The organism is Serratia marcescens (assembly GCF_029846115.1).
Lineage (GTDB): Bacteria > Pseudomonadota > Gammaproteobacteria > Enterobacterales > Enterobacteriaceae > Serratia > Serratia marcescens_L.
Genome location: NZ_JARVZZ010000001.1, coordinates 1,599,341 through 1,618,764, shown reverse-complemented (window position 1 = coordinate 1,618,764; position 19,424 = coordinate 1,599,341). Strand labels below are relative to the sequence as shown.

The 19,424-nt window shown below is 61.2% G+C and carries 17 protein-coding genes; 8 read left to right on the top strand and 9 right to left on the bottom strand.

The genetic code is table 11. The features are described from left to right. Window positions 1-236 precede the first annotated feature (236 nt). From yfiR to ettA, 4 genes are all read left to right on the top strand, one after another. Window positions 237-842, top strand: a complete 606-nt coding sequence (yfiR, locus tag QDT79_RS07485; protein ID WP_063991455.1) for a regulatory sequestration protein YfiR — start codon at window positions 237-239, stop codon at window positions 840-842. Next, complete coding sequence (gene dgcN, locus QDT79_RS07480; RefSeq protein ID WP_063991456.1) at window positions 839-2,086, top strand: diguanylate cyclase DgcN/YfiN; 1,248 nt, start codon at window positions 839-841, stop codon at window positions 2,084-2,086. The genes yfiR and dgcN overlap by 4 nt, the downstream gene beginning before the upstream one ends. A gap of 38 nt (window positions 2,087-2,124) precedes the next feature. Then, window positions 2,125-2,622 (top strand): outer membrane lipoprotein YfiB, encoded by a 498-nt coding sequence (gene yfiB / locus QDT79_RS07475; protein ID WP_016929155.1) that lies wholly within the window; start codon window positions 2,125-2,127, stop codon window positions 2,620-2,622. A 142-nt stretch (window positions 2,623-2,764) separates the two neighbouring features. Further along, entirely contained in the window at window positions 2,765-4,432 is a 1,668-nt protein-coding gene (ettA, locus tag QDT79_RS07470; RefSeq protein ID WP_063991457.1) for an energy-dependent translational throttle protein EttA, read from the top strand. Between the two features lie 30 nt (window positions 4,433-4,462). On the opposite strand, the gene QDT79_RS07465 is transcribed toward ettA, so the two are convergent. After that, the gene (locus QDT79_RS07465) at window positions 4,463-5,368 is read right to left on the bottom strand and encodes an AraC family transcriptional regulator (protein WP_107226732.1); all 906 of its coding nucleotides are present in this window, start codon (window positions 5,366-5,368) and stop codon (window positions 4,463-4,465) included. Between the two features lie 162 nt (window positions 5,369-5,530). Between QDT79_RS07465 and QDT79_RS07460 the strand changes: the two genes are divergently transcribed. Next, window positions 5,531-6,499 carry an SDR family NAD(P)-dependent oxidoreductase gene (locus tag QDT79_RS07460; RefSeq protein ID WP_063991459.1) on the top strand — a complete coding sequence of 323 codons (969 nt, stop codon included), beginning with the start codon at window positions 5,531-5,533 and terminating at the stop codon, window positions 6,497-6,499. A gap of 14 nt (window positions 6,500-6,513) precedes the next feature. Continuing rightward, entirely contained in the window at window positions 6,514-7,521 is a 1,008-nt protein-coding gene (locus tag QDT79_RS07455) for an NADP-dependent oxidoreductase (protein ID WP_063991460.1), read from the top strand. A 25-nt stretch (window positions 7,522-7,546) separates the two neighbouring features. Here QDT79_RS07455 and QDT79_RS07450 read toward each other — a convergent pair whose 3' ends face one another. Beyond that, window positions 7,547-8,458 carry a LysR family transcriptional regulator gene (locus tag QDT79_RS07450; RefSeq protein ID WP_038878520.1) on the bottom strand — a complete coding sequence of 304 codons (912 nt, stop codon included), beginning with the start codon at window positions 8,456-8,458 and terminating at the stop codon, window positions 7,547-7,549. A gap of 97 nt (window positions 8,459-8,555) precedes the next feature. On the opposite strand from QDT79_RS07450, the gene QDT79_RS07445 reads away from it, so the two are divergent. Beyond that, the gene (locus tag QDT79_RS07445) at window positions 8,556-9,557 is read left to right on the top strand and encodes a zinc-binding alcohol dehydrogenase family protein (RefSeq protein WP_308316360.1); all 1,002 of its coding nucleotides are present in this window, start codon (window positions 8,556-8,558) and stop codon (window positions 9,555-9,557) included. A gap of 31 nt (window positions 9,558-9,588) precedes the next feature. Here QDT79_RS07445 and QDT79_RS07440 read toward each other — a convergent pair whose 3' ends face one another. The 4 genes from QDT79_RS07440 to serB all read right to left on the bottom strand — a co-directional run bounded on the left by QDT79_RS07440 (window position 9,589) and on the right by serB (window position 14,870). Beyond that, window positions 9,589-11,022, bottom strand: coding sequence for a glycosyltransferase family 39 protein (locus tag QDT79_RS07440; protein ID WP_308316359.1), 1,434 nt, complete (start codon window positions 11,020-11,022; stop codon window positions 9,589-9,591). 132 nt (window positions 11,023-11,154) lie between these two features. After that, a complete protein-coding gene (nadR, locus tag QDT79_RS07435; protein WP_063991463.1) occupies window positions 11,155-12,429 on the bottom strand; it encodes a multifunctional transcriptional regulator/nicotinamide-nucleotide adenylyltransferase/ribosylnicotinamide kinase NadR in 1,275 nt (424 codons plus the stop codon). A gap of 58 nt (window positions 12,430-12,487) precedes the next feature. After that, window positions 12,488-13,873, bottom strand: coding sequence for a DNA repair protein RadA (radA, locus tag QDT79_RS07430; RefSeq protein ID WP_025159617.1), 1,386 nt, complete (start codon window positions 13,871-13,873; stop codon window positions 12,488-12,490). 19 nt (window positions 13,874-13,892) lie between these two features. Then, window positions 13,893-14,870 (bottom strand): phosphoserine phosphatase, encoded by a 978-nt coding sequence (gene serB, locus QDT79_RS07425; protein ID WP_016929162.1) that lies wholly within the window; start codon window positions 14,868-14,870, stop codon window positions 13,893-13,895. A gap of 110 nt (window positions 14,871-14,980) precedes the next feature. On the opposite strand from serB, the gene QDT79_RS07420 reads away from it, so the two are divergent. Further along, on the top strand, window positions 14,981-15,664 hold the full coding sequence (locus tag QDT79_RS07420) for a YtjB family periplasmic protein (protein ID WP_107226729.1): 684 nt from the start codon (window positions 14,981-14,983) through the stop codon (window positions 15,662-15,664). A gap of 1 nt (window position 15,665) precedes the next feature. Here the strand turns inward: QDT79_RS07420 and yjjJ are convergent, their stop codons facing one another. The 3 genes from yjjJ to deoB all read right to left on the bottom strand — a co-directional run bounded on the left by yjjJ (window position 15,666) and on the right by deoB (window position 19,268). Beyond that, entirely contained in the window at window positions 15,666-17,009 is a 1,344-nt protein-coding gene (gene yjjJ, locus QDT79_RS07415; RefSeq protein ID WP_308316358.1) for a type II toxin-antitoxin system HipA family toxin YjjJ, read from the bottom strand. Window positions 17,010-17,146: 137 nt separating this feature from the next. After that, window positions 17,147-17,878, bottom strand: a complete 732-nt coding sequence (gene deoD / locus QDT79_RS07410; protein ID WP_004933059.1) for a purine-nucleoside phosphorylase — start codon at window positions 17,876-17,878, stop codon at window positions 17,147-17,149. A 166-nt stretch (window positions 17,879-18,044) separates the two neighbouring features. After that, complete coding sequence (gene deoB, locus QDT79_RS07405) at window positions 18,045-19,268, bottom strand: phosphopentomutase (RefSeq protein WP_063991466.1); 1,224 nt, start codon at window positions 19,266-19,268, stop codon at window positions 18,045-18,047. Window positions 19,269-19,424: the final 156 nt, after the last annotated feature.

Below are 19,424 nucleotides of genomic sequence, written 5' to 3'. Positions count from 1 at the left end.
GGTAGGCATTTTTATACTATCAAAAATAAGTAGGATAATTCCGAGAAAACAGCACATAAAGCGCCCAACGAAGGCATCTTATAATACAATCCGCGCCAATTATGGGTTAGATAGTGTTCATTAGGCAGTGCGACTGACAGCTTTCAGCAAAACGATTGTCCCTTCAAGCGGGCCGGATTTTTCCTTGTCAGGCCACGGCCTGCGGGCGGTGGATCAGGCCGGAATGGCGGGTGAAGATGGCGAATAAAACCGCGATAGCGATGCGTTGCGCAAAAAGCCCCGTGCCGGGCTTCCTTGACGCACGCCTGAATATCGGCCGCCTGCTACTGATCGTGTTGTTGGTGCTGCTGACGTTGCCCGGGCCTGCGCACGCCGCCGATGATCCCTATCAAAAGCGTACGCACGCCGTGACGACCGTGGTGGTCGGCATCATCAGCTACGCCCGCTGGTCGCGTGAGCCCAATCCGATCCGCTTGTGCGTGACCGCACCCACCCAGTATGCCGAAGGGCTGTTCGATCCGATCCTGCTGAGCGCGCCGCGTCCGATTAAAACCGAACGCGTACCGTTTGACAGCCCAACGTTGAGTACCGGCTGTGATGTCATCTATTTAGGGAACATCAACGCCGCGCAGAGACAAAATTTCATGCAGCGCATTTCCGGCAACTCCATTCTCAGCATCAGCGAGAACGATAGCGAATGCTCCGCCGGCAGCGCATTTTGCCTGCTTATCGATGGGGATCAGGCCAGTTTCAAGGTCAACCTGGACGCCCTGGCACGCAGCGGCGTGCGCGTCCACCCCAACGTGCTGCAGCTGGCACGCAAACAGGCGCCGCCGCTATGAGGCTGTTGCGTAGAAACCGTTCCGGCAATGCGCGCCCGACATTGGGCCGGGTGCTGCAGCGGGTGCATCTTGGGCTGGCGCTGATCGCCGTCGGCACCGCCGGCATCTTTCTGACGCTGGTGGCGCTGTTTGCGCTGCGCGCTTACGCCAACCACAACCTGCACCTGATCGCGCGCTCCATCAGCTATACCGTCGAGGCCGCCGTGGTGTTTGAAGACCGCACCGCCGCGCGCGAGGCGCTGATGTTGATCTCCTCCAACGAAGAGATCCTGGAGGCGCGCATTCTGGATAATAAAGGCAAGATGTTGGCCAGTTGGCGTCATCCCACCGACGGCCCGCTGCACGGTCTGGAACAAATCGTTGCGCACTGGGCGCTGCCCGAGCCGGTCATTTTGCCTATCTCTCACGAGGGCAAACAGGTCGGCCAGGTCTGGTTGAGCGGCAACGGCGGCAGCCTGCTGCGTTTCCTGTTGCGCGGCCTGGTCGGCATGATCGCCTGCATGGTGCTCAGTACCCTGTGCGCCCTGGTGTTGTCGCGCCGCATGCTGGCCGGCATCGTCCGTTCGTTGGACGATATCGCCAACGTGGCGCACGCGGTGCGCCGCGATCGCACCTTCGGCCTGCGGGTGCCGTCGGCGCCAATCGCCGAGCTGCATGAGCTCAGCAACGATTTCAACGGCTTGCTCGACGAGCTGGAGGCCTGGCAGGCACATCTGAAGCAGGAGAACGATTCGCTGGCTCACCGGGCGACGCACGACAGCCTGACCGGCTTGCCGAACCGCGCCTTCTTCGAAGGACGACTGAGCCGGGCGCTGGGCGATATCGAACCGCCGGCGAAATTGGCGGTGCTGTTTATCGACGGCGATCGCTTCAAGGAAGTGAACGACAGTTACGGCCACGCCGCAGGCGATGCGGTGCTGACCACCATTGCCGGACGCATTCGCGCGCAGCTGCGCGAGACCGATCTGGTCGCGCGTCTGGGCGGGGATGAATTCGCCGTGCTGCTGGCGCCGGTACACGGCACGGAAGATGTCTTGCAGATCGCTGACAACATCATCGACTGCATGACGCAACCGGTCATTTTACCGAACGACGAGGCGGTCATTACCTCTCTGAGTATCGGCATTGCGCTGTACCCTGATCACGCGTCGACGCCTCAGGGTCTTTTGCACGAAGCTGACGATGCGATGTATCAGGCAAAGCATCGTTATAATGGAGGCTGGCGGCTGGCTATACATAAATAAGAGCCCCGGCTATAACACTTGAACTAGGGATTTTGACTATGATACAGCAACTGTTTAAAGGTCGTTTTTCACTGCTGGCGATGGCGTTCGTCGCCCTGCTGGCGCTCGCCGGCTGCCAGAGCAAACCGCAGGGCCTGACGCCCGAACAGGTCGCGCTGCTGCAATCGCAGGGCTTCAAACTGACCGACAACGGCTGGGAGTTCGGCCTGTCGGATAAAGTGCTGTTCGGCAACAACATCGGCAAGCTGAACCCGGAAAGCACCGAGACGGTGCAGAAGATGGGCCGTGCGCTGCTGAGCGTCGGCATCACCAAGTTCCGCCTGGACGGCCATACCGACAACTACGGTGAAGACAGCTATAACGATCAGCTCTCCCTGCGCCGCGCCGATGCGGTGGCCGATCTGCTGGCCAGCGTCGGCATTCCGCGCGCCAATATCGAAACCCGCGGCATGGGCAAGCGCGATCCCGTTGCCGACAACCGCACCTCCAGCGGCCGCGCGGAAAACCGCCGCGTCGCGATCGTCGTCACGCCATAAGCCACCAATATGCGCCTTTATCGGCGCATAAACGGTTATACTTAGCGATCGCTGAGCGATGTCTGGGATCCGAGATCGAAACGGGCTACACTCATGCCGCCAGACATCCTATAAATACTGATATAAAGAGGCTTAGAGCAACGTGGCTCAATACGTCTATACCATGCACCGCGTCGGCAAGGTAGTACCGCCGAAGCGTCATATTTTGAAAAACATCTCCCTGAGCTTCTTCCCTGGGGCCAAAATTGGCGTACTGGGCCTGAACGGCGCCGGTAAGTCTACCCTGCTGCGCATCATGGCCGGCATCGATACCGATATCGAAGGGGAAGCACGCCCGCAGCCGGGCATCAAGATCGGTTACCTGCCGCAGGAGCCGCAGCTTAACCTTGAACACACCGTGCGTGAGTCGGTGGAAGAAGCGCTGGCGGAAGTGGTCGGCGCGCTGAAACGCCTGGACGAAGTGTACGCGCTGTACGCGGAAGAAGGCGCAGACTTCGACAAGCTGGCCGCCGAACAGGGCCGCCTGGAAGAGATCATTCAGGCACACGACGGTCACAACCTCAATACGCAGCTGGAACGCGCCGCCGATGCGCTGCGCCTGCCGGACTGGGACGCCAAAATCGCCCATCTGTCCGGGGGTGAGCGCCGCCGCGTAGCGCTGTGCCGCCTGCTGCTCGAAAAGCCGGACATGCTGCTGCTGGACGAACCGACCAACCACCTGGACGCCGAGTCCGTGGCCTGGCTGGAACGCTTCCTGCACGACTTCGAAGGCACCGTGGTGGCGATCACCCACGACCGTTACTTCCTGGATAACGTAGCCGGCTGGATCCTCGAACTGGACCGCGGCGAAGGCATTCCGTGGGAAGGCAACTACTCCTCCTGGCTGGAGCAGAAAGACGCGCGTCTGGCACAGGAAGCGTCCGCCGAAGCCGCTCGTCGCAAGTCGATCGAGAAAGAGCTGGAGTGGGTGCGTCAGGGTGCCAAAGGCCGTCAGTCCAAAGGCAAGGCCCGCTTGGCCCGCTTCGAAGAGCTGAACAACACCGAATATCAGAAACGTAACGAAACCAACGAACTGTTCATTCCGCCTGGCGCACGTCTGGGCGATAAAGTGGTCGAAGTCAGCAACCTACGCAAGTCCTACGGCGACCGCCTGCTGATCGACGACCTGTCGTTCTCGGTGCCGAAAGGGGCAATCGTCGGCATCATCGGCCCGAACGGCGCGGGTAAATCCACGCTGTTCCGCATGATGTCCGGTCAGGAGCAGCCTGATTCCGGCAGCATCGTGCTGGGCGATACCGTCAAGCTGGCGTCCGTCGATCAGTTCCGCGACAGCATGGACGGCTCGAAAACCGTGTGGGAAGAAGTCTCCGGCGGGCAGGACATCATGCGCATCGGCAACACCGAGATGCCGAGCCGCGCCTATGTCGGCCGCTTCAACTTCAAGGGCGTCGATCAGGGCAAACGCGTGGGCGAGCTGTCCGGCGGTGAGCGTGGCCGTCTGCACCTGGCCAAGCTGCTGCAGGTTGGCGGCAACGTACTGCTGCTCGATGAACCGACCAACGACCTGGATATCGAAACCCTGCGCGCGCTGGAAAACGCCCTGCTGGAATTCCCTGGCTGCGCCATGGTGATCTCGCACGACCGTTGGTTCCTCGACCGTATCGCCACCCACATCCTGGACTACCAGGACGAGGGCAAGGTGGAATTCTTCGAAGGCAACTTCACCGAGTACGAAGAGTACAAGAAGCGTACGCTGGGCGCCGACGCGCTCGAGCCGCACCGCATCAAGTACAAGAAGATCGCCAAGTAATACCCAAGGCGCCGCATGCGGCGCCTTTTTTTATTCCCGTGTCCGGCGATAGTCGCGCGGCGAGCATGCCATCATGCGCTTAAAGGCGTGGCTGAACGCGCTGTCTGAATCGTATCCCAAACGCTGCGCGATGGTGGACACCGGTTCGCTGCCGGTACGCAAAGCCCGCGTCGCCAGCAGCATGCGCCATCGCGACACATACTCCAGCGGGGCCATACCGGCCTTCTGCTTGAAGCGCAACGCCAGCGTCGAGCGAGAAACGCTAGCAGCGGCGGCCAGCGACGCCACCGTCCAGCGCCGGGCGGGATCGGCGTGCACTGCCTGCATCGCGGCGCCGATGCGCGGATCGAACAAGGCGGGCAGCCAACCCGACGCCGCGCTCTCCTCCCCCATCAGGTATATCCGCAGCGCCTGGGTCAACATGATTTGCCCCAGATGATGCGTCATCAACGTACTGCCCGGTGAAGGCCTAACCAGCTCATCCGCCAGCCGTTGCAGCGCCCATTGCAGCACGGCCGCCTCTTCCGTACCCCCGCGGATCACCATCAGCGCGGGCAGGCTGCCAAACAACCGCTCCACTTCCTGGCCAAAGCTAAAACGACCGCCGATAAACAGGCACGTTTCCCCCTCGCCGCAGCTCGCCATGCCGTTTTTCGCCTGCAGATAAAGCGCGTCTGCGTCGAGCGCCGGCAGTGACAAGTCACTGCCGACGGTCAGCGGCAGGCTGCGAGTCAGCAGTAAACAGTCGCCGGCCGCCAGCCACAGCGGTTCAGCCAGCCCTTCCGCCGCCAGCCAACAGCCGCCACGCACCACCGCGTTGAACTTCCCGCCTTGCGGAGCGGGAAAATGAACGGCCCAGTCGCCGCCGGCCTTCAGGCCGCCGAAAAATGCATTTTGGCTGTTCAATGGTGCCAGCACTTCCGATAAAGGATCCATACCCTCTCCCCCTAAGGTCCTTTCAAGAGCATAGCCCGTGCGATGCTCCAGCCAAAGGCTTTAGGACGATGGCGACAGAAATTAGGTTTTTGTTGCATTCAGCCGCTGATAGCACCGACTTACACTCCCAGTGTCACAGCCAACCGCAGCGAGGAACGTCCAATGAACCGACAAGTGCCCCTCAATTCCAGCTTTAACGCCACCACCACCGCCGCCGACGTACTCAAAGATCGTCAACTGGCCGGCATGACGGCGCTGGTAACCGGCGGTCATTCCGGCCTGGGATTGGAAACGACTCGCGCATTGATGCAGGCGGGAGCACAGGTGATCGTCGCCGCCCGCGATCCCGTCATCGCCCGCACTCGTCTGGCCATCGCCGGTATCAGCAACGTCGACATTTATGAGCTTGATTTGGCCGATCAGAGCAACATCAGAAAGTTCACGCAACAACTTCTGGCGACCGGCGTCCACCTCGATATGTTGATCTGCGGCGCCGGCATCATGGCCTGCCCTGAAACCCGTATCGGCCCAGGCTGGGAGGCACAATTCGCGATCAACCACCTGGGGCATTACGCGCTGGTGAACCACCTCTGGCCGGCATTGGCGGGCGGTGCCCGCGTTGTCGTCATCTCATCTTCCGGTCACCATGCCAGCGCCATACGCTGGAATGACGTCCAGTTTCACAGCGGCTATGACAAGTGGCTCGCCTATGGCCAATCGAAAACCGCTAACGCGCTCTTCGCCCTGCAGCTTGACAAGCAGGGGAAAAACGCAGGCGTGCGCGCCTTCTCGCTGCATCCCGGCATGATCCCAACGCCACTGCAGCGCTATCTCTCGCAGGAAGAGATGTTCGCATTGGACTGGATCGACGCCAACGGCAAACCCGCCCACCCGGAAATGCTGAAGACCCCGCAACAAGGAGCGGCAACCCAGGTTTGGGCGGCGACATCACCTCAACTCAATGGCCTTGGCGGATTGTATTGCGAAGATTGCGATGTCGCCCGGCGTAACGATAACGAGGGCTTTTCATTCAGCGGCGTAAAAAGCTACGCCGTCGATCCTGAACAGGCCCAACGCCTGTGGAAACTGTCGGCACAACTCACCGGTGTCGATGCCTTCGGCAAGATTTAAACAGGAGCCCACCAATGCAGAATCGCCAAATCATCCTCGTCAAACTCCCTCAAGGAAAACTGACCGTCGATTGTTTTCAGACTCGTGAGGCGCCCATGCCGATCCCCGGCCCTGAAGAGGTTCTGTTGCGCACGCTGTACGTACCACTGGATGCGGCCAGCAGAGCCTGGATGCAGGGCGTCACCTATCGTTCCGGATTGCAGGTGGGAGACATCATGGCCGCGACCGCGCTGGCCGAAGTTGTCGAATCGCGCTCTCCCCTGCTGGCCGCCGGCGATTTAGTGTTGGCAGAAACCGGCTGGCAAACTTTCACGGCCCTACCGGCGGCTGAGGCGCTCAAACAGCCGAACATCGTTCCGCATACGCATTTGCTCAGCGTTTACGGCGTGCCCGGACTCACCGCTTACTTCGGCCTGCTGGAATGCGGACGCCCCAAGGCCGGTGAAACCGTCGTCGTATCCGCCGCTGCGGGGGCGGTAGGCATGTTCGCCGGACAAATCGCCCGGCTTCACGGCTGCCGCACGGTGGGCATTGCCGGCGGCGCCGCCAAAACGGCACTGCTGACGGACAGGCTGGGGTTCGACGCGGCGATAGATTATAAGGCGGAAAATCTGCATGACGCCCTGAGCCGCTCATGCCCCAACGGCATCGATGTGCTGTTCGACAACGTCGGCGGCGATATTTTGGCGACCAGCCTGCCGCACATGGCAAAACAGGGGCGCATCGTTTGCTGCGGCGCGGTATCGCAGTACGATACGGCCTCCCCGCCGGCAGCACCTGCCGGGATCCCGGGTTTGCTCATCGTCAACAGTTTGACGATGCAGGGGTTCCTGTTGGCCGATTTCCTTCAGCGCCAAGAACAGGGACTGGCGGCGCTCACGGCCTGGGTCGCCGAGGAAAAATTAGTGGTCATCGAAGATCTGATCACCGGTTTTGAGCTGTTGCCCGCTGCGCTGGTCGGCCTGCTGGCGGGCGAGAATATAGGGAAGCGCATCGTCCAGGTGGCGAGGTGCTCCGCCTGATCCGGGAAGGCGACGCTCCCGGCAGTCACTCCCGCGCCAGCTCGCGCGCGTAGTCGTCAAACGCCGGGTGCTGAAGCACCACATCGATGAAGCAGGCCAGCGCCGGGGAATTCAGCTTGCGGCTCGGGTAGACCAGATACAGTTCGTTGCCCTCCGCGCGCCATGCCGGCAAGACTTCCACCAACAGCTTCTGCGCCACCACCTCGCGGCTGAGAAACGCCGGCAACAGCGTGATCCCCGCACCGGCGATAGCGCATTCACGCGCATACAGCAGGTTGTCGGTGGTGTGCGCCAGCGGCAGTTGCCAACGGTAGTAATCGTCGCCGCAGCGCAGGTTCCAGGCCGTCCAGGCGCGGTGAGCGATACAGCGATGCTGCTGCAGCTGCTGCGGGTGTTCGATCGGCGGATGCTGCGCCAGATAGGACGGCGCCGCCAACAGATAGCGCGGCGCATACCCGAGACGGCGACCGATCAGCGAAGAATCCTGCGGCTTGCCGGTGCGCAACGCGGCGTCGAAGCCTTCCTGTACCAGATCCACCATGGCATCGGACACCGACACCTCCAGCGAAACGTCCGGATACTGGCGCTGAAAATCCGCCGCCAGCCGCGCCACCAGGGTCGCCCCCAACCCGGCGGGCGTCGAGATGCGCAGGCGGCCGCTCGGGTTATCGCGCAGCCGCTGCAGCGCCAGATCGGCGCGTTCAGCGGCAGACATCATCGCCTGACAATGTTCCAGATAACGCTCACCGGCGAAAGTCAGGTTCAGCTGGCGCGTGGTGCGATTGAGCAAGCGCAGCCCCAGCGTCTGTTCGAGCTGGCTGATGCGCTGGCTGACGCTGGATTTCGGCAGCCCGACGCGCTGCGCGGCGGCGGTAAAGCTGCCGCACTCCGCCACCAGCGCGAACAGCGCCATATCCTGCAGCTGTTTGAATTCCATTGTTCACCTTAAACGAACACTCAGTTAGATATTGTCCATCTTATCACCCCTCTGCCGCGGGTCTACACTGGGGGCATCATTTGAAAGGAGTACAATCATGTCGATAAAAGCCATTGCCGTAGACCCGCAGAACCCCGCAGATTTCATCGAAATCTCACCGGAAATGCCGGTTCCCGGCCAGTACGATCTGCTGGTGGAAGTGAAAGCGGCGTCGGTTAACCCGGTGGATACCAAAGTACACGCGGGTCTGCAAAAGAGCGGTCTGCAACAGCCGCGCATCCTCGGCTGGGACGCCAGCGGCGTCGTGGTGGGCGTAGGCAGCAGCGTCAGCGGCTTCAAGCCCGGCGATGAAGTGTGGTACGCCGGCGATATCACCCGCCCCGGCAGCAACAGCAGCCACCAGTTGATCGACTCACGCATCGCCGCGCACAAACCGCGCAGCCTGAACTGGGCCGAGTCCGCCGCCCTGCCGCTCACCGCCCTCACCGCCTGGGAGGCGCTGTTCGAACACCTGAACATTCAGGATGCGCCGGAGCACAAGACGCTGCTGATCATCGGCGGCGCCGGCGGGGTCGGCTCGCTGGCCATTCCGCTGGCCGCATTGCGCAGCAAGGTGAAAGTGATCGCCACCGCCTCACGGCCGGAATCCGCCGCCTGGTGCCGTGAACGCGGCGCCGATCTGGTGGTGGACTACCGCGATCTGAAGGGCAACCTGGCGCAGCACGGCATCGAGCAGGTGGATTACATCCTGTGCCTGAACGATACCGACGGCCACTGGCCGGCGATGGCCGAGCTGGTCGCGCCGCTGGGCCATATCTGCACCATCGTCGAGAACGCGCAGCCGTTGGATCAAAACGCGCTGAAGCTGAAAAGCGCCGCGCTGCACTGGGAATTCATGTTCACCCGCAGCATGTTCACCACCCCGGACATCGCGCAGCAGGGCCAGATCCTGCAGCAGGTGGCGCAGTTGCTGGACGAGGGCAAGCTGAGCACCACGCTGAGCGAAACCCTGCACGGGCTGACGGTAGAAACGCTGACCGCCGCGCATCAACAGCTGCTCGGCGGCCATATGCAAGGCAAGCTGGTTATCGCTTACTAAGCCTGAATCGCGGCGGTGCCCTGCGCCGCCGTTACTGCGGACGAACGAAGCCGACGCACAGCGTCTGCTCATCGGCATGCGGATCGGCGCGGAACGTCAGCGTCTGCTGCCAATCGAGGCGCAGTTTCGGCCAGTGGGCCAACTCACCGCCGAAGTCGCTGTGCGCGCAGTCTTCACCCAACCGCCCGAACAGGGCGACGCCGTGCTGCGCAATCTGCGAATAGCTGATGTTGACGTTGTAAATATTCGGTCGCGTATGATTGGACCAGCGCGTAATGGTCTGCGGCCGGGAAGCGGCGTACACCGTCATCCACTGCGACAGGTATTCCCCGCCGACGTAGCGCAGGTTGACACCATACCGTTCCTGCCACTGCCGTTCCACCCCGGCGCTGAACGCCTTGATACCCACCATTTTCTGGCCGGCGTTGCGCACGTTGCCCAGCATCACCGCGGCATACCCCAGATAGACCGCCAGCGCCGCGCACATCAGCCCAATGGTCGCCGCACGCAGTGAACGCACCGGCGGCTGACGTACGCAGCCGACCAGCAGCGCAGGCGCCAGCATGAAGAACGGCTGCAGCCATTCGGTCAGCCGGCCGCCGACGTTGAAGGAGAACCAGAAGGTGATGATGCCGAGCGGCAACAGGTAGACCCACAGCAGTACCCGCATCGGCAACGCCGCTGGCCAGGCCAGCACCGCCCCGCTGCGCCGCAGGATCACCCACAGCGCCAGCGACGGATAGAACACCAGCAACAGCGACTGCAGCATATCGAGGTTGAGCTGCATCTTGATCTGCGAATCCACCCACTTGAAGGCGGCGAAGTCGTGGTTCCACAGCCAAAACAGGTTCGGCAGCACCAGCGCCAACCAGATCGCCACCGCCAGATAGAACTGCGGCTGGCGATAGCAGCGGCGAAGCTGCGGTACGAACAGCGTCGACAGCGCCGCGAAATAGACGAAGGCGAAGGTCGAGTATTTCGCCATCATCGCCAGACCGGCCACCACTGCGAAAACCGGCCACCAGTTGGCCGAACGCGAGATAGCCAGGTGGAAAAACAACGCCATCCACGGCCACAGCATCACCAACAGGTAGTTATCGTTGTAGGGAATGATGTCGAAATTGATGATGCCGGACAGATTGAGCGTCAGCAGCGCCATCCAGGCCAGCGAGGTGCTGCCGCTCAGGCGGCGCGCCAATAGCCAGACGCCCAACATGCCGATGGCGATGGCGATAAAGTGCCCGCCATACCAGTACAGGTTCAGCGGCAGCCACGATAGCCAGATCGCCGGCTGCATCGCCGCACCGACCAGCCAAGGATTTTTCGGTGAGCCCCACTCGCCGTTGAGGCCCCAGTTGAGCGCCTCGACGGCGTCGTAAGGCAGGGTAGGATCGAGATGAACAGTCAGCAGCGTCCAGGCTGCGGCATAGCAGACTAACCAGAGAGCGAGTAAGCGATAAGACATGTCTTCTTCTAAGCGTTATTGTAAAGAAAATCTTAACCTAGTCGCTGTCGAATGAACCATGTTTAAACAAGCCGTTAAATATGCGTCCGAGAGGCGTTTCTGCCGCCGCGACCGCACATTCCGCTAATTTTCTCAGCCTGCGGCGTGGCGATGGGCGGGCGCATTCGCCAACCGGCCGGCGTCCGCCGCCAGCAGCTGCTGCACCAGCTCGACGCAGCGCAGGAAACGCTCTTCGTAATCGCTGGACTCAACGTGCACATACTCGATGTTGTTGGCGCGCAACATCTCCTCCAGCAGGTGCTGGAACGCCAGGCGATCGGCGGTGCTGCCGAGGCTGCGCAGGCCGTCCGCCACCCACGGCGTGTTGTTTTCCAGCAGGATCACCAGATCGAAACGGTATTCGTCGATCAGCGCCTGCACGAAGGGATGCTCACGCCCCTCGTACTTTTTGCAAAACGCCTGGGTGGTGACGAAATCGGTATCGATAAACGCCACCTTGTTGGCGTACTTGACCGCGAAATCCACGTATTGCGCCTGCCCCAGGGCAATTTTGTCGTAGTCGGAGTACTGCAGTGCCATCTCGTCGCCGCCCAGGTGCGAAAACACGTAATCGCGGCCATATTCCCAGGCGCTGGTGGTGTTGAAGATGTTGGCCAGCTTGTTGACCAGCGTCGACTTGCCGCTCGACTCGCCGCCGAGGATCGCCACGGTGCGCACGAAGAACGGCTTCACCTCGGTCGGGATGTAGTCCCAATAGCGGAACGGATCCTGGCGGATCTGATTGCCGCTGATGTTCATGAACGAACGCTCGGGATCGACCAAGATGGTTTCGATGCCCAGATGCTCGCGGTAGCGCGGCGCATCCTGCGCTTCGCTGGAATAGATGAAGCTCGGCACGATGCCCTTCTGTTCCATAAAGGCCTTCATGCCGTCACTCCACACGTTCCACCCGTGCGGATAGGGCTCGATCCCCTGCTCGTCGAACGAGTGGATATGGATGTTTTTCTGGTACTTGAAGGTCTGCAGCAGCCAGCGCAGGCGATCGCTGACCGTTGGCTGTTGCGACATCGAACTGTTCTCGAACAGCTCGCGGTCGCGTGGCTCGTCGTGGCACAAGATAACGTGCAGTTCGTCCACCTGGCTGCAGGCGCGCTGGATCAGGTAGATGTGGCCGGTGTGCAGCGGGTAAAATTTACCAAACACCACGCCGACTTTAACCTCTTTACGCGGGAACTCCAGCCCGAGAAAACGGTGCAGCGCTTCGAGCTTTTGCGCGCTCGGACTTTTGATCTTGTCGTTCAACAGCTGGCTCAGATAGCCCTTGGTCATGCCGCTGGCATCCGCCACCTGCTGCAAAGTACAGCCCTTTTGCTTAATGGACGTCTTCAGGTAATCAAATTGCGGCATGGCCACCTCCGTTTAGTATGCTAAACAAAATAGCATATCTTTCTCGCCGTCGGCGACATTAATAAAACTCTTCCAGCACGTCGAGCGCGTCCGCCAGCTTCTTGACCCCGAACACCTGCATGTTGGCCGGCGGCTTCTTCGGCATATTGCCGTGCGGCACGATGGCGCGCTTGAAGCCGTGCTTGGCCGCTTCGGAGATGCGCTCCTGGCCGCTCGGCACCGGACGGATTTCTCCCGCCAGCCCCACTTCGCCGAACACCACCAGATCGTTTGGCAGCGGCCGATCGCGCAGGCTCGAGACCAGCGACATCAGCAGCGCCAGATCGGCGCTGGTTTCACTGACCTTCACCCCGCCGACCACGTTGACGAACACGTCCTGATCCGACATCTGCAGCCCGCCGTGGCGGTGCAGCACCGCCAGCAGGATCGCCAACCGGTTCTGCTCCAGGCCTACCGCCACGCGGCGCGGGTTGGACATCATCGAGTGATCCACCAGCGCCTGGATCTCCACCAGCAGCGGCCGGGTGCCTTCCCACACCACCATCACCGAGCTGCCGGAAGTGACTTCATCGCCGCGGCTGAGGAAGATTGCCGAAGGGTTGCTGACTTCGCGCAGCCCCTGTTCGGTCATGGCAAACACCCCCAGCTCGTTGACCGCGCCGAAGCGGTTCTTGTGGCTGCGCAGGGTGCGGAAGCGGGAATCGGCGTCGCCGTCCAGCAGTACCGAACAGTCGATGCAGTGTTCCAGCACTTTTGGCCCGGCCAGCGAGCCGTCTTTGGTGACGTGGCCGACCATGACGATCGCCACGCCGCGCGTCTTGGCGAAGCGCGTCAGATAGGCGGCGGTTTCCCGCACCTGCGCCACGCTGCCCGGCGAAGACTGAATGTCCGCCATGTGCATCACCTGAATCGAGTCGATCACCATCAGCTTTGGCTGCTCCTGCTCGGCGATCAGGCAGATCTGCTCGATGCTGGTTTCCGACAGCATGTTCAGGCCGCCGGTCGGCAGCCCCAGACGGTGAGCGCGCATCGCCACCTGCTGCAGCGACTCCTCGCCGGTGACGTACAGGGTTTTCATCTGTTCGGACAGTTTGCACAGCACCTGCAGCAACAGGGTGCTCTTGCCGGCGCCGGGGTTACCGCCGATCAGAATGGCGCTGCCGGGCACCACGCCGCCGCCCAGCACGCGGTCGAACTCGAGAAAGCCGGTGGTGAAGCGCGGCAGCGCCTCAAGGCTGATTTCCGACAGCTTCTGTACCTTGCTGACGCCGGCGTCACCGGCATAGCCGCTGAGGCGATCGTTGCGCGCCGCTGCGGGCGACGCGGCCAAACGCACTTCCGTGATGGTGTTCCAGGCATGGCAGGCGCTGCACTGCCCCTGCCAACGCGGATAGTCCGCCCCGCACTCATTGCACACAAATGCCCGTTTTGCCGCTTTTGCCACGTCTTACCTCAATCTTTCGTTATCGCACTTCGTGTTTCAGGCTGCCGGTGAGAATACACAGCACGCCCATCAGATCCGCATGCCGGATCGCCACCTGCGCTTTTTCATACACTTTCGGTTTGGCGTGGTAGGCGATGCCCAACCCCGCCGCCTGCATCATTTTCAAATCGTTGGCGCCGTCGCCGATGGCCACGGTCTGCGCCAGCGGGATCTCCAGCTTCTCTGCCAGCCGCAGCAGCGTGTCGGCTTTGAACTGTGCGTCCACCACCGGGCCCAGCACTTCGCCGGTCAGCTTGCCGTCGCGGATCTCCAGCTCATTGGCCGCTGCCGCCACCAGCCGCAGCCGGTTGCGCAGGTATTCGGCGTAGTAGGTGAAGCCGCCGGAGGCGATCGCCACATGCCAGCCCATCGCCTGCAGCTTGCCCACCAGGCTGGTCAGCCCCGGCATCAGCGGCAGCTCGTCGCGCACCTGCTTGAGGATGTTGGCGTCGGCCCCTTTCAGCGTGCCGACGCGCTGGCGCAGGCTGGCGGTAAAGTCCAGCTCGCCGCGCATCGCGCGTTCGGTGACTTCCGCCACCTGCTCGCCGACGCCCGCCAGCTTGGCGATCTCGTCGATGCACTCGATCTCGATCGCCGTCGAATCCATGTCCATCACCAGCAGCCCCGGCGTGCGTAGGTGTGGGATCTTGCCGAGCGGCGCCACGTCCAGCCCGCTCTCCGCCGCCAGCAGCTTGGCGCGCGGCGTCAACGTGCCCGCCAGGCGCACCACCTGATAATCGTCCACGCCCCAGGCGGTGACGATCACCATCGCCGCGCCCAGCTTGCGTTGGAATTGCGTAATGCGCGCCTTGTCCAGCTTTCTGCCGTATAACAGCCACCCGGTATTGCCCGCCCGGTAGTCCAGCGGCATCACTTCGTCGCCGCTGAGCGAAAGGGGAAGACCCGGCCATTGGGAGATCTCCGCCGGAAGATCGCAATAGGTCAGACTGTTTGACATCATTGACTCCTGAATGGACAAAAACGCTGCATGATAAAACGACGCATCAAGCTATCCTATCGCCAGCGGTTCTGGCAACATAAAGTGTCCCCGATGCCCAAGGAACCTGCATGGCTCGCGCTAAACTGAAATTTCGCCTGCACCGCACCGCTATTATCCTGATTTGCCTGGCTTTGCTGGTGCTGCTGATGCAGGGCGCCTCTTATTTTAGCCTGAGTCACCAAATGGCGCGATCCGAGCAGGTTGAAGAGTTGGCGCAGACGCTGACCAAACAGGTCGCCTACAGCCTGGCGCCGCTGCTGGACGACGACGGCAACACCCCGCGCATCGACGCCATCCTCAAGCAGCTCACCGATCACAGCCGCATTCTCGACGTCAGCGTGTATCAGCTGGACGGCACGCTGGTCTCCCACGCCGGGGAGCAGATAAGTATACGCGATCGCCTGTCGCTCGACGGCAAACGCGCCGGCAGCTACTTCAACCACCAGTTGGTCGAATCCATTCAGGGCAAAGACGGCCCAATCGGCTTTATCCGCATCACCCTCGACACCCACGTGCTGGCGACCGAATCCAAGCAGGTGGACAACACCACCAACCTGCTGCGCCTGATGATCCTGCTGGCGCTGGCGATCGGCATCATTCTGGCGCGCACCCTGCTGCAACACCGCCGCAGCCGCTGGCAGCAGTCGCCGTACCTGTTGACCGCCAACACGCCGTTGGCAGAAGGCAATACGGTGGAAGACGACGAAGAGGATGCGTCGGAAACAAAACAGGAAGCGCCGAAGAAGGGGTAACTCAAGCCAGGCGCTGAATGCGCTCGTGCAGCTTCTGCAGTTGCACCAACATTTGCTCGGCAATCGCCCGGAACGCCTCGCTGATGTCGTCATGTTGCGCGGTTCGCCGCCAGAACTCGAGAGCCAATAGCTCCGCTTGCCGCCAGACGGCGCCGCTCACCTCGTTGCTCAAACGGATCTCCACCGCGTCGCGGCGCAGATTACCGCTGCTTGCCGGGGCAAAAGCCATCGGCAACATATCATACAAAGGCGCCAACATGACCGGCCGCTGGGTTATTCGCAAGAACGACAGGTTGCCTTGATGCATATCACTGTTGGCGATCAACCGGCCAAAGGCCCAATACAGGGCAATCCGTTGGTAGACTGAGTGATTGATCACCCCTTGCTGCAATAGCCGCTCGGCGGCCACGACCCAGTTGGCGTGGCCGCTGCCGCTGAACTCGGCATCCAGTGCCTCCAGCGACACCATCGCGACCCGCCCTTCTTCACCGATGCGATCAAAGCGCTCAATCTCTAAAAAACATTGCCGGTCGGCGCCGAACAGGATTTGCGCCGATGCGGCAGGCAATCCCGCAGCGGCGACCGTCTGCAACGCCAGTGACTCGGCGATCAGCAAATCGCTCCAGCGCTGTGCAATGACATGCGTCGGCGCCAGGCTGAACTTCACCAACACATGCGCGCGGTGCCCAGGCGCCAGCTCAGCATAGGCGGCAAATTTGGGTTGCTCGCCACCGACGGAAGAGCCCACCAGTTCCCCGGCCAGCGCCTGGACAGACAATGCGGCGTAACGCTCGGTTTTATCTTCCACCGTGATGGCGACGGCAGTATCCCGCATTAACCAACGCTGATAGCTGTCGGCACCAGGCAGCAGATCGCCGGTTATGTCCTCGCCATAACGGCAGAGCGCCAACAAGCGTTGACCTTCATCCCATCGCCGCACATCCTCCGGCAAATTCAACTCGCGCGCCGCTGCTTTTCCCCAGGCTCGCCCGAGAAAGCCAATCGGCCGCAGGTCGTTCAAATACCATGGCATGCCGTCATAAAGCTGCCACTCTCCGCTGCGCTCATCGCACACCGCACAGTTATCGGCAGGATACAGCGGGTAAAGTGTGGCAAACAGGTGCGCCTTACCCCGTTCATCAACCCGATACAGCGGAAACTGCCTCTCACCGCCGATCCCGCGCCGCAATACATAGCGCGTCGCCTTACCTTTACCGAGGATCAATACTGCGCCCGCCAGTTCGCGGATACGGCGCGATAGCGTCGGCTGGCTGATGCCTAACGCTTCTGTCAGTTGACGAGCCGTAGCTGGCCCATGACGCAAAACTTGTTCAACGGTGATCATCAGATGAATAGATTGATGAATAGATTGATAGAGGAAGTAATAGCGTTAAACGGCAGAAAGGTAAAGCGTTAGCCAAAACTGGCCAAGCGGAATGAATAGATTGACAGGCGGGCGCCATGATGACGCCCGCCGGAGTATTACGCTTTGTCGCCCAGCAGTACGGATTCCAGCGCGATAACGATCATTTCGTTAAAGGTGGTCTGGCGTTCCGCCGCCGTGGTCGCCTCGTGACGCAGGATGTGGTCGGACACGGTGCAGATGGTCAGCGCCTTGCAGCCGAACTCTTCGTACAGCTCCGCCGCCACGCCGTAGATGCCGGCCGCTTCCATTTCCACGCCCAGGATGCCGTACTTCTTCATCACCTGGAACATGTCCGGATCCGGCGTGTAGAACAGATCGGCGGAGAAGATGTTGCCCACGCGCGCCGGGATGCCCTGCGCCGCCGCCGCGTCGACCGCATTGCGCACCATGTCGAAGTCGGCGATCGCCGCGTAGTCGTTGTCCTTGAAGCGCAGACGGTTCACCTTGGAGTCGGTGCACGCGCCCATGCCGATCACCACGTCACGCAGTTTGATATCGTCACGCACCGCGCCGCAGGAGCCCACGCGAATGATCTTCTTCACGCCGAATTCGGCGATCAGCTCGCGCGCATAGATGGAGCAGGACGGGATGCCCATGCCGTGGCCCATTACGGAGATGCGGCGGCCTTTGTAGGTGCCGGTGAAGCCCAACATGCCGCGCACGTTGTTCACTTCCACCGCGCCTTCCAGGAAGGTTTCGGCGATGTATTTTGCACGCAGCGGATCGCCCGGCATCAGTACTACGTCAGCGAAATCACCCATCTCAGCATTAATGTGCGGCGTAGCCATAATTTTCTTCCTTTAGAAATCTTATTTAATAAAAACGTCAAACATCTAAGCCTTGAATTTCGAGTTGCAGCTAGGCAGCTAGCGGGTGAATCCCCAGGAGCTTACTTGAGTAAGTGACTGGGGTTCACGCGTGAAGCTAACAACGCTGCGGCTTGAAAGACAGGGCTTAGAACAGGGTCTTACCGTAATCCATCGGCGACAGGCCAAAGTAATTGGCGACGGTCTGGCCGATGTCGGCGAAGGTCTCGCGGTGGCCCAGTGAGCCCGGCTTCACTTTCGGGCCGTAAACCAGCACCGGGATATGTTCGCGGGTGTGGTCGGTGCCCGGCCAGGTCGGGTCGCAGCCGTGGTCGGCGGTGAAGATGATGATGTCTTCGTCTTTCACCAGCTTCAGCAGCTCCGGCAGGCGGCGGTCGAACAGCTCCAGCGCGGCGGCGTAGCCCGCCACGTCGCGGCGGTGGCCATAGGAGGAGTCAAAGTCCACGAAGTTGGTGAACACGATGGTGTTGTCGCCGGCCTTTTCCATTTCGATCAGGGTCGCGTCGAACAGCGCGTCGATGCCGGTCGCCTTCACCTTCTTGGTGATGCCGACGTTGGCGTAGATGTCGGCGATTTTACCGATCGACACCACTTCACCGCCCTTCTCGTCCACCAGCTTTTTCAGCACGGTCGGCGCCGGCGGCTCTACCGCCAGATCGTGGCGGTTGCCGGTGCGCTGGAAGTGGCCCGGCTTGTCGCCGACGAACGGACGCGCGATCACGCGGCCGATGTTGTACCCGCCTTCGGTCAACTCTTCACGCGCGATTTCGCACAGCTCGTACAGGCGATCCAGGCCGAAGGTTTCTTCATGACAGGCAATCTGGAACACCGAGTCGGCGGAGGTATAGAAAATCGGCTTGCCGGTTTTCATGTGCTCTTCGCCCAGCTGATCGAGGATCACGGTGCCGGATGAGTGGCAGTTGCCCAGGTAACCCGGCAGCTTGGCGCGCTCCACCAGCTTATCCAGTAGCGCCTGCGGGAAGCTGTTGTGCTCGTCCTTGAAGTAGCCCCAGTCGAACAGTACCGGTACGCCGGCGATTTCCCAGTGGCCCGACGGCGTGTCTTTACCGGAAGAGAGTTCGCTGGCGTAAGCGTAAGCGCCGATGATGTCGGCGTTGCGATCCAGCCCCTGCGGGAAGTTGCCGGTGGATTCTTCCGCTGCTTTACCGAGGCCCAGACGGCTGAGGTTAGGCAGCGTCAGCGGCCCCTGGCGGCCCACGTTGGCCTCACCGCGCGCGCAAACCTCGGCGATGTGGCCCAGGGTGTCGGAACCCTGGTCGCCAAAACGTTCGGCGTCTTCGCTGGCGCCGATGCCGAAGGAGTCCAATACCATAATAAATGTGCGTTTCATCTGTGCTCTCCTGCGTGTTCTCACGCTATTGCGACCGCAAGACTGCAATCGCCCTTATTCTCTAAATTTAGACCCAATGGATTTCAAGTTGTAGCTAGGCGGCTAGCGCGTGTATCCCCAGGAGCTTACTCAAATAAGTGACTGGGGTGCACGCGT

Excerpts from the sequence above, each read along its gene's own strand:
- yfiR (WP_063991455.1), top strand. The coding sequence starts at position 237 with ATGGCGAATAAAACCGCGATAGCGATGCGTTGCGCAAAAAGCCCCGTG.
- dgcN (WP_063991456.1), top strand. The coding sequence starts at position 839 with ATGAGGCTGTTGCGTAGAAACCGTTCCGGCAATGCGCGCCCGACATTG.
- yfiB (WP_016929155.1), top strand. The coding sequence starts at position 2,125 with ATGATACAGCAACTGTTTAAAGGTCGTTTTTCACTGCTGGCGATGGCG.
- QDT79_RS07465 (WP_107226732.1), bottom strand. The coding sequence starts at position 5,368 with ATGGATCCTTTATCGGAAGTGCTGGCACCATTGAACAGCCAAAATGCA.
- QDT79_RS07460 (WP_063991459.1), top strand. The coding sequence starts at position 5,531 with ATGAACCGACAAGTGCCCCTCAATTCCAGCTTTAACGCCACCACCACC.
- QDT79_RS07455 (WP_063991460.1), top strand. The coding sequence starts at position 6,514 with ATGCAGAATCGCCAAATCATCCTCGTCAAACTCCCTCAAGGAAAACTG.
- QDT79_RS07450 (WP_038878520.1), bottom strand. The coding sequence starts at position 8,458 with ATGGAATTCAAACAGCTGCAGGATATGGCGCTGTTCGCGCTGGTGGCG.
- QDT79_RS07445 (WP_308316360.1), top strand. The coding sequence starts at position 8,556 with ATGTCGATAAAAGCCATTGCCGTAGACCCGCAGAACCCCGCAGATTTC.
- QDT79_RS07440 (WP_308316359.1), bottom strand. The coding sequence starts at position 11,022 with ATGTCTTATCGCTTACTCGCTCTCTGGTTAGTCTGCTATGCCGCAGCC.
- nadR (WP_063991463.1), bottom strand. The coding sequence starts at position 12,429 with ATGCCGCAATTTGATTACCTGAAGACGTCCATTAAGCAAAAGGGCTGT.
- serB (WP_016929162.1), bottom strand. The coding sequence starts at position 14,870 with ATGTCAAACAGTCTGACCTATTGCGATCTTCCGGCGGAGATCTCCCAA.
- QDT79_RS07420 (WP_107226729.1), top strand. The coding sequence starts at position 14,981 with ATGGCTCGCGCTAAACTGAAATTTCGCCTGCACCGCACCGCTATTATC.
- yjjJ (WP_308316358.1), bottom strand. The coding sequence starts at position 17,009 with ATGATCACCGTTGAACAAGTTTTGCGTCATGGGCCAGCTACGGCTCGT.
- deoD (WP_004933059.1), bottom strand. The coding sequence starts at position 17,878 with ATGGCTACGCCGCACATTAATGCTGAGATGGGTGATTTCGCTGACGTA.
- deoB (WP_063991466.1), bottom strand. The coding sequence starts at position 19,268 with ATGAAACGCACATTTATTATGGTATTGGACTCCTTCGGCATCGGCGCC.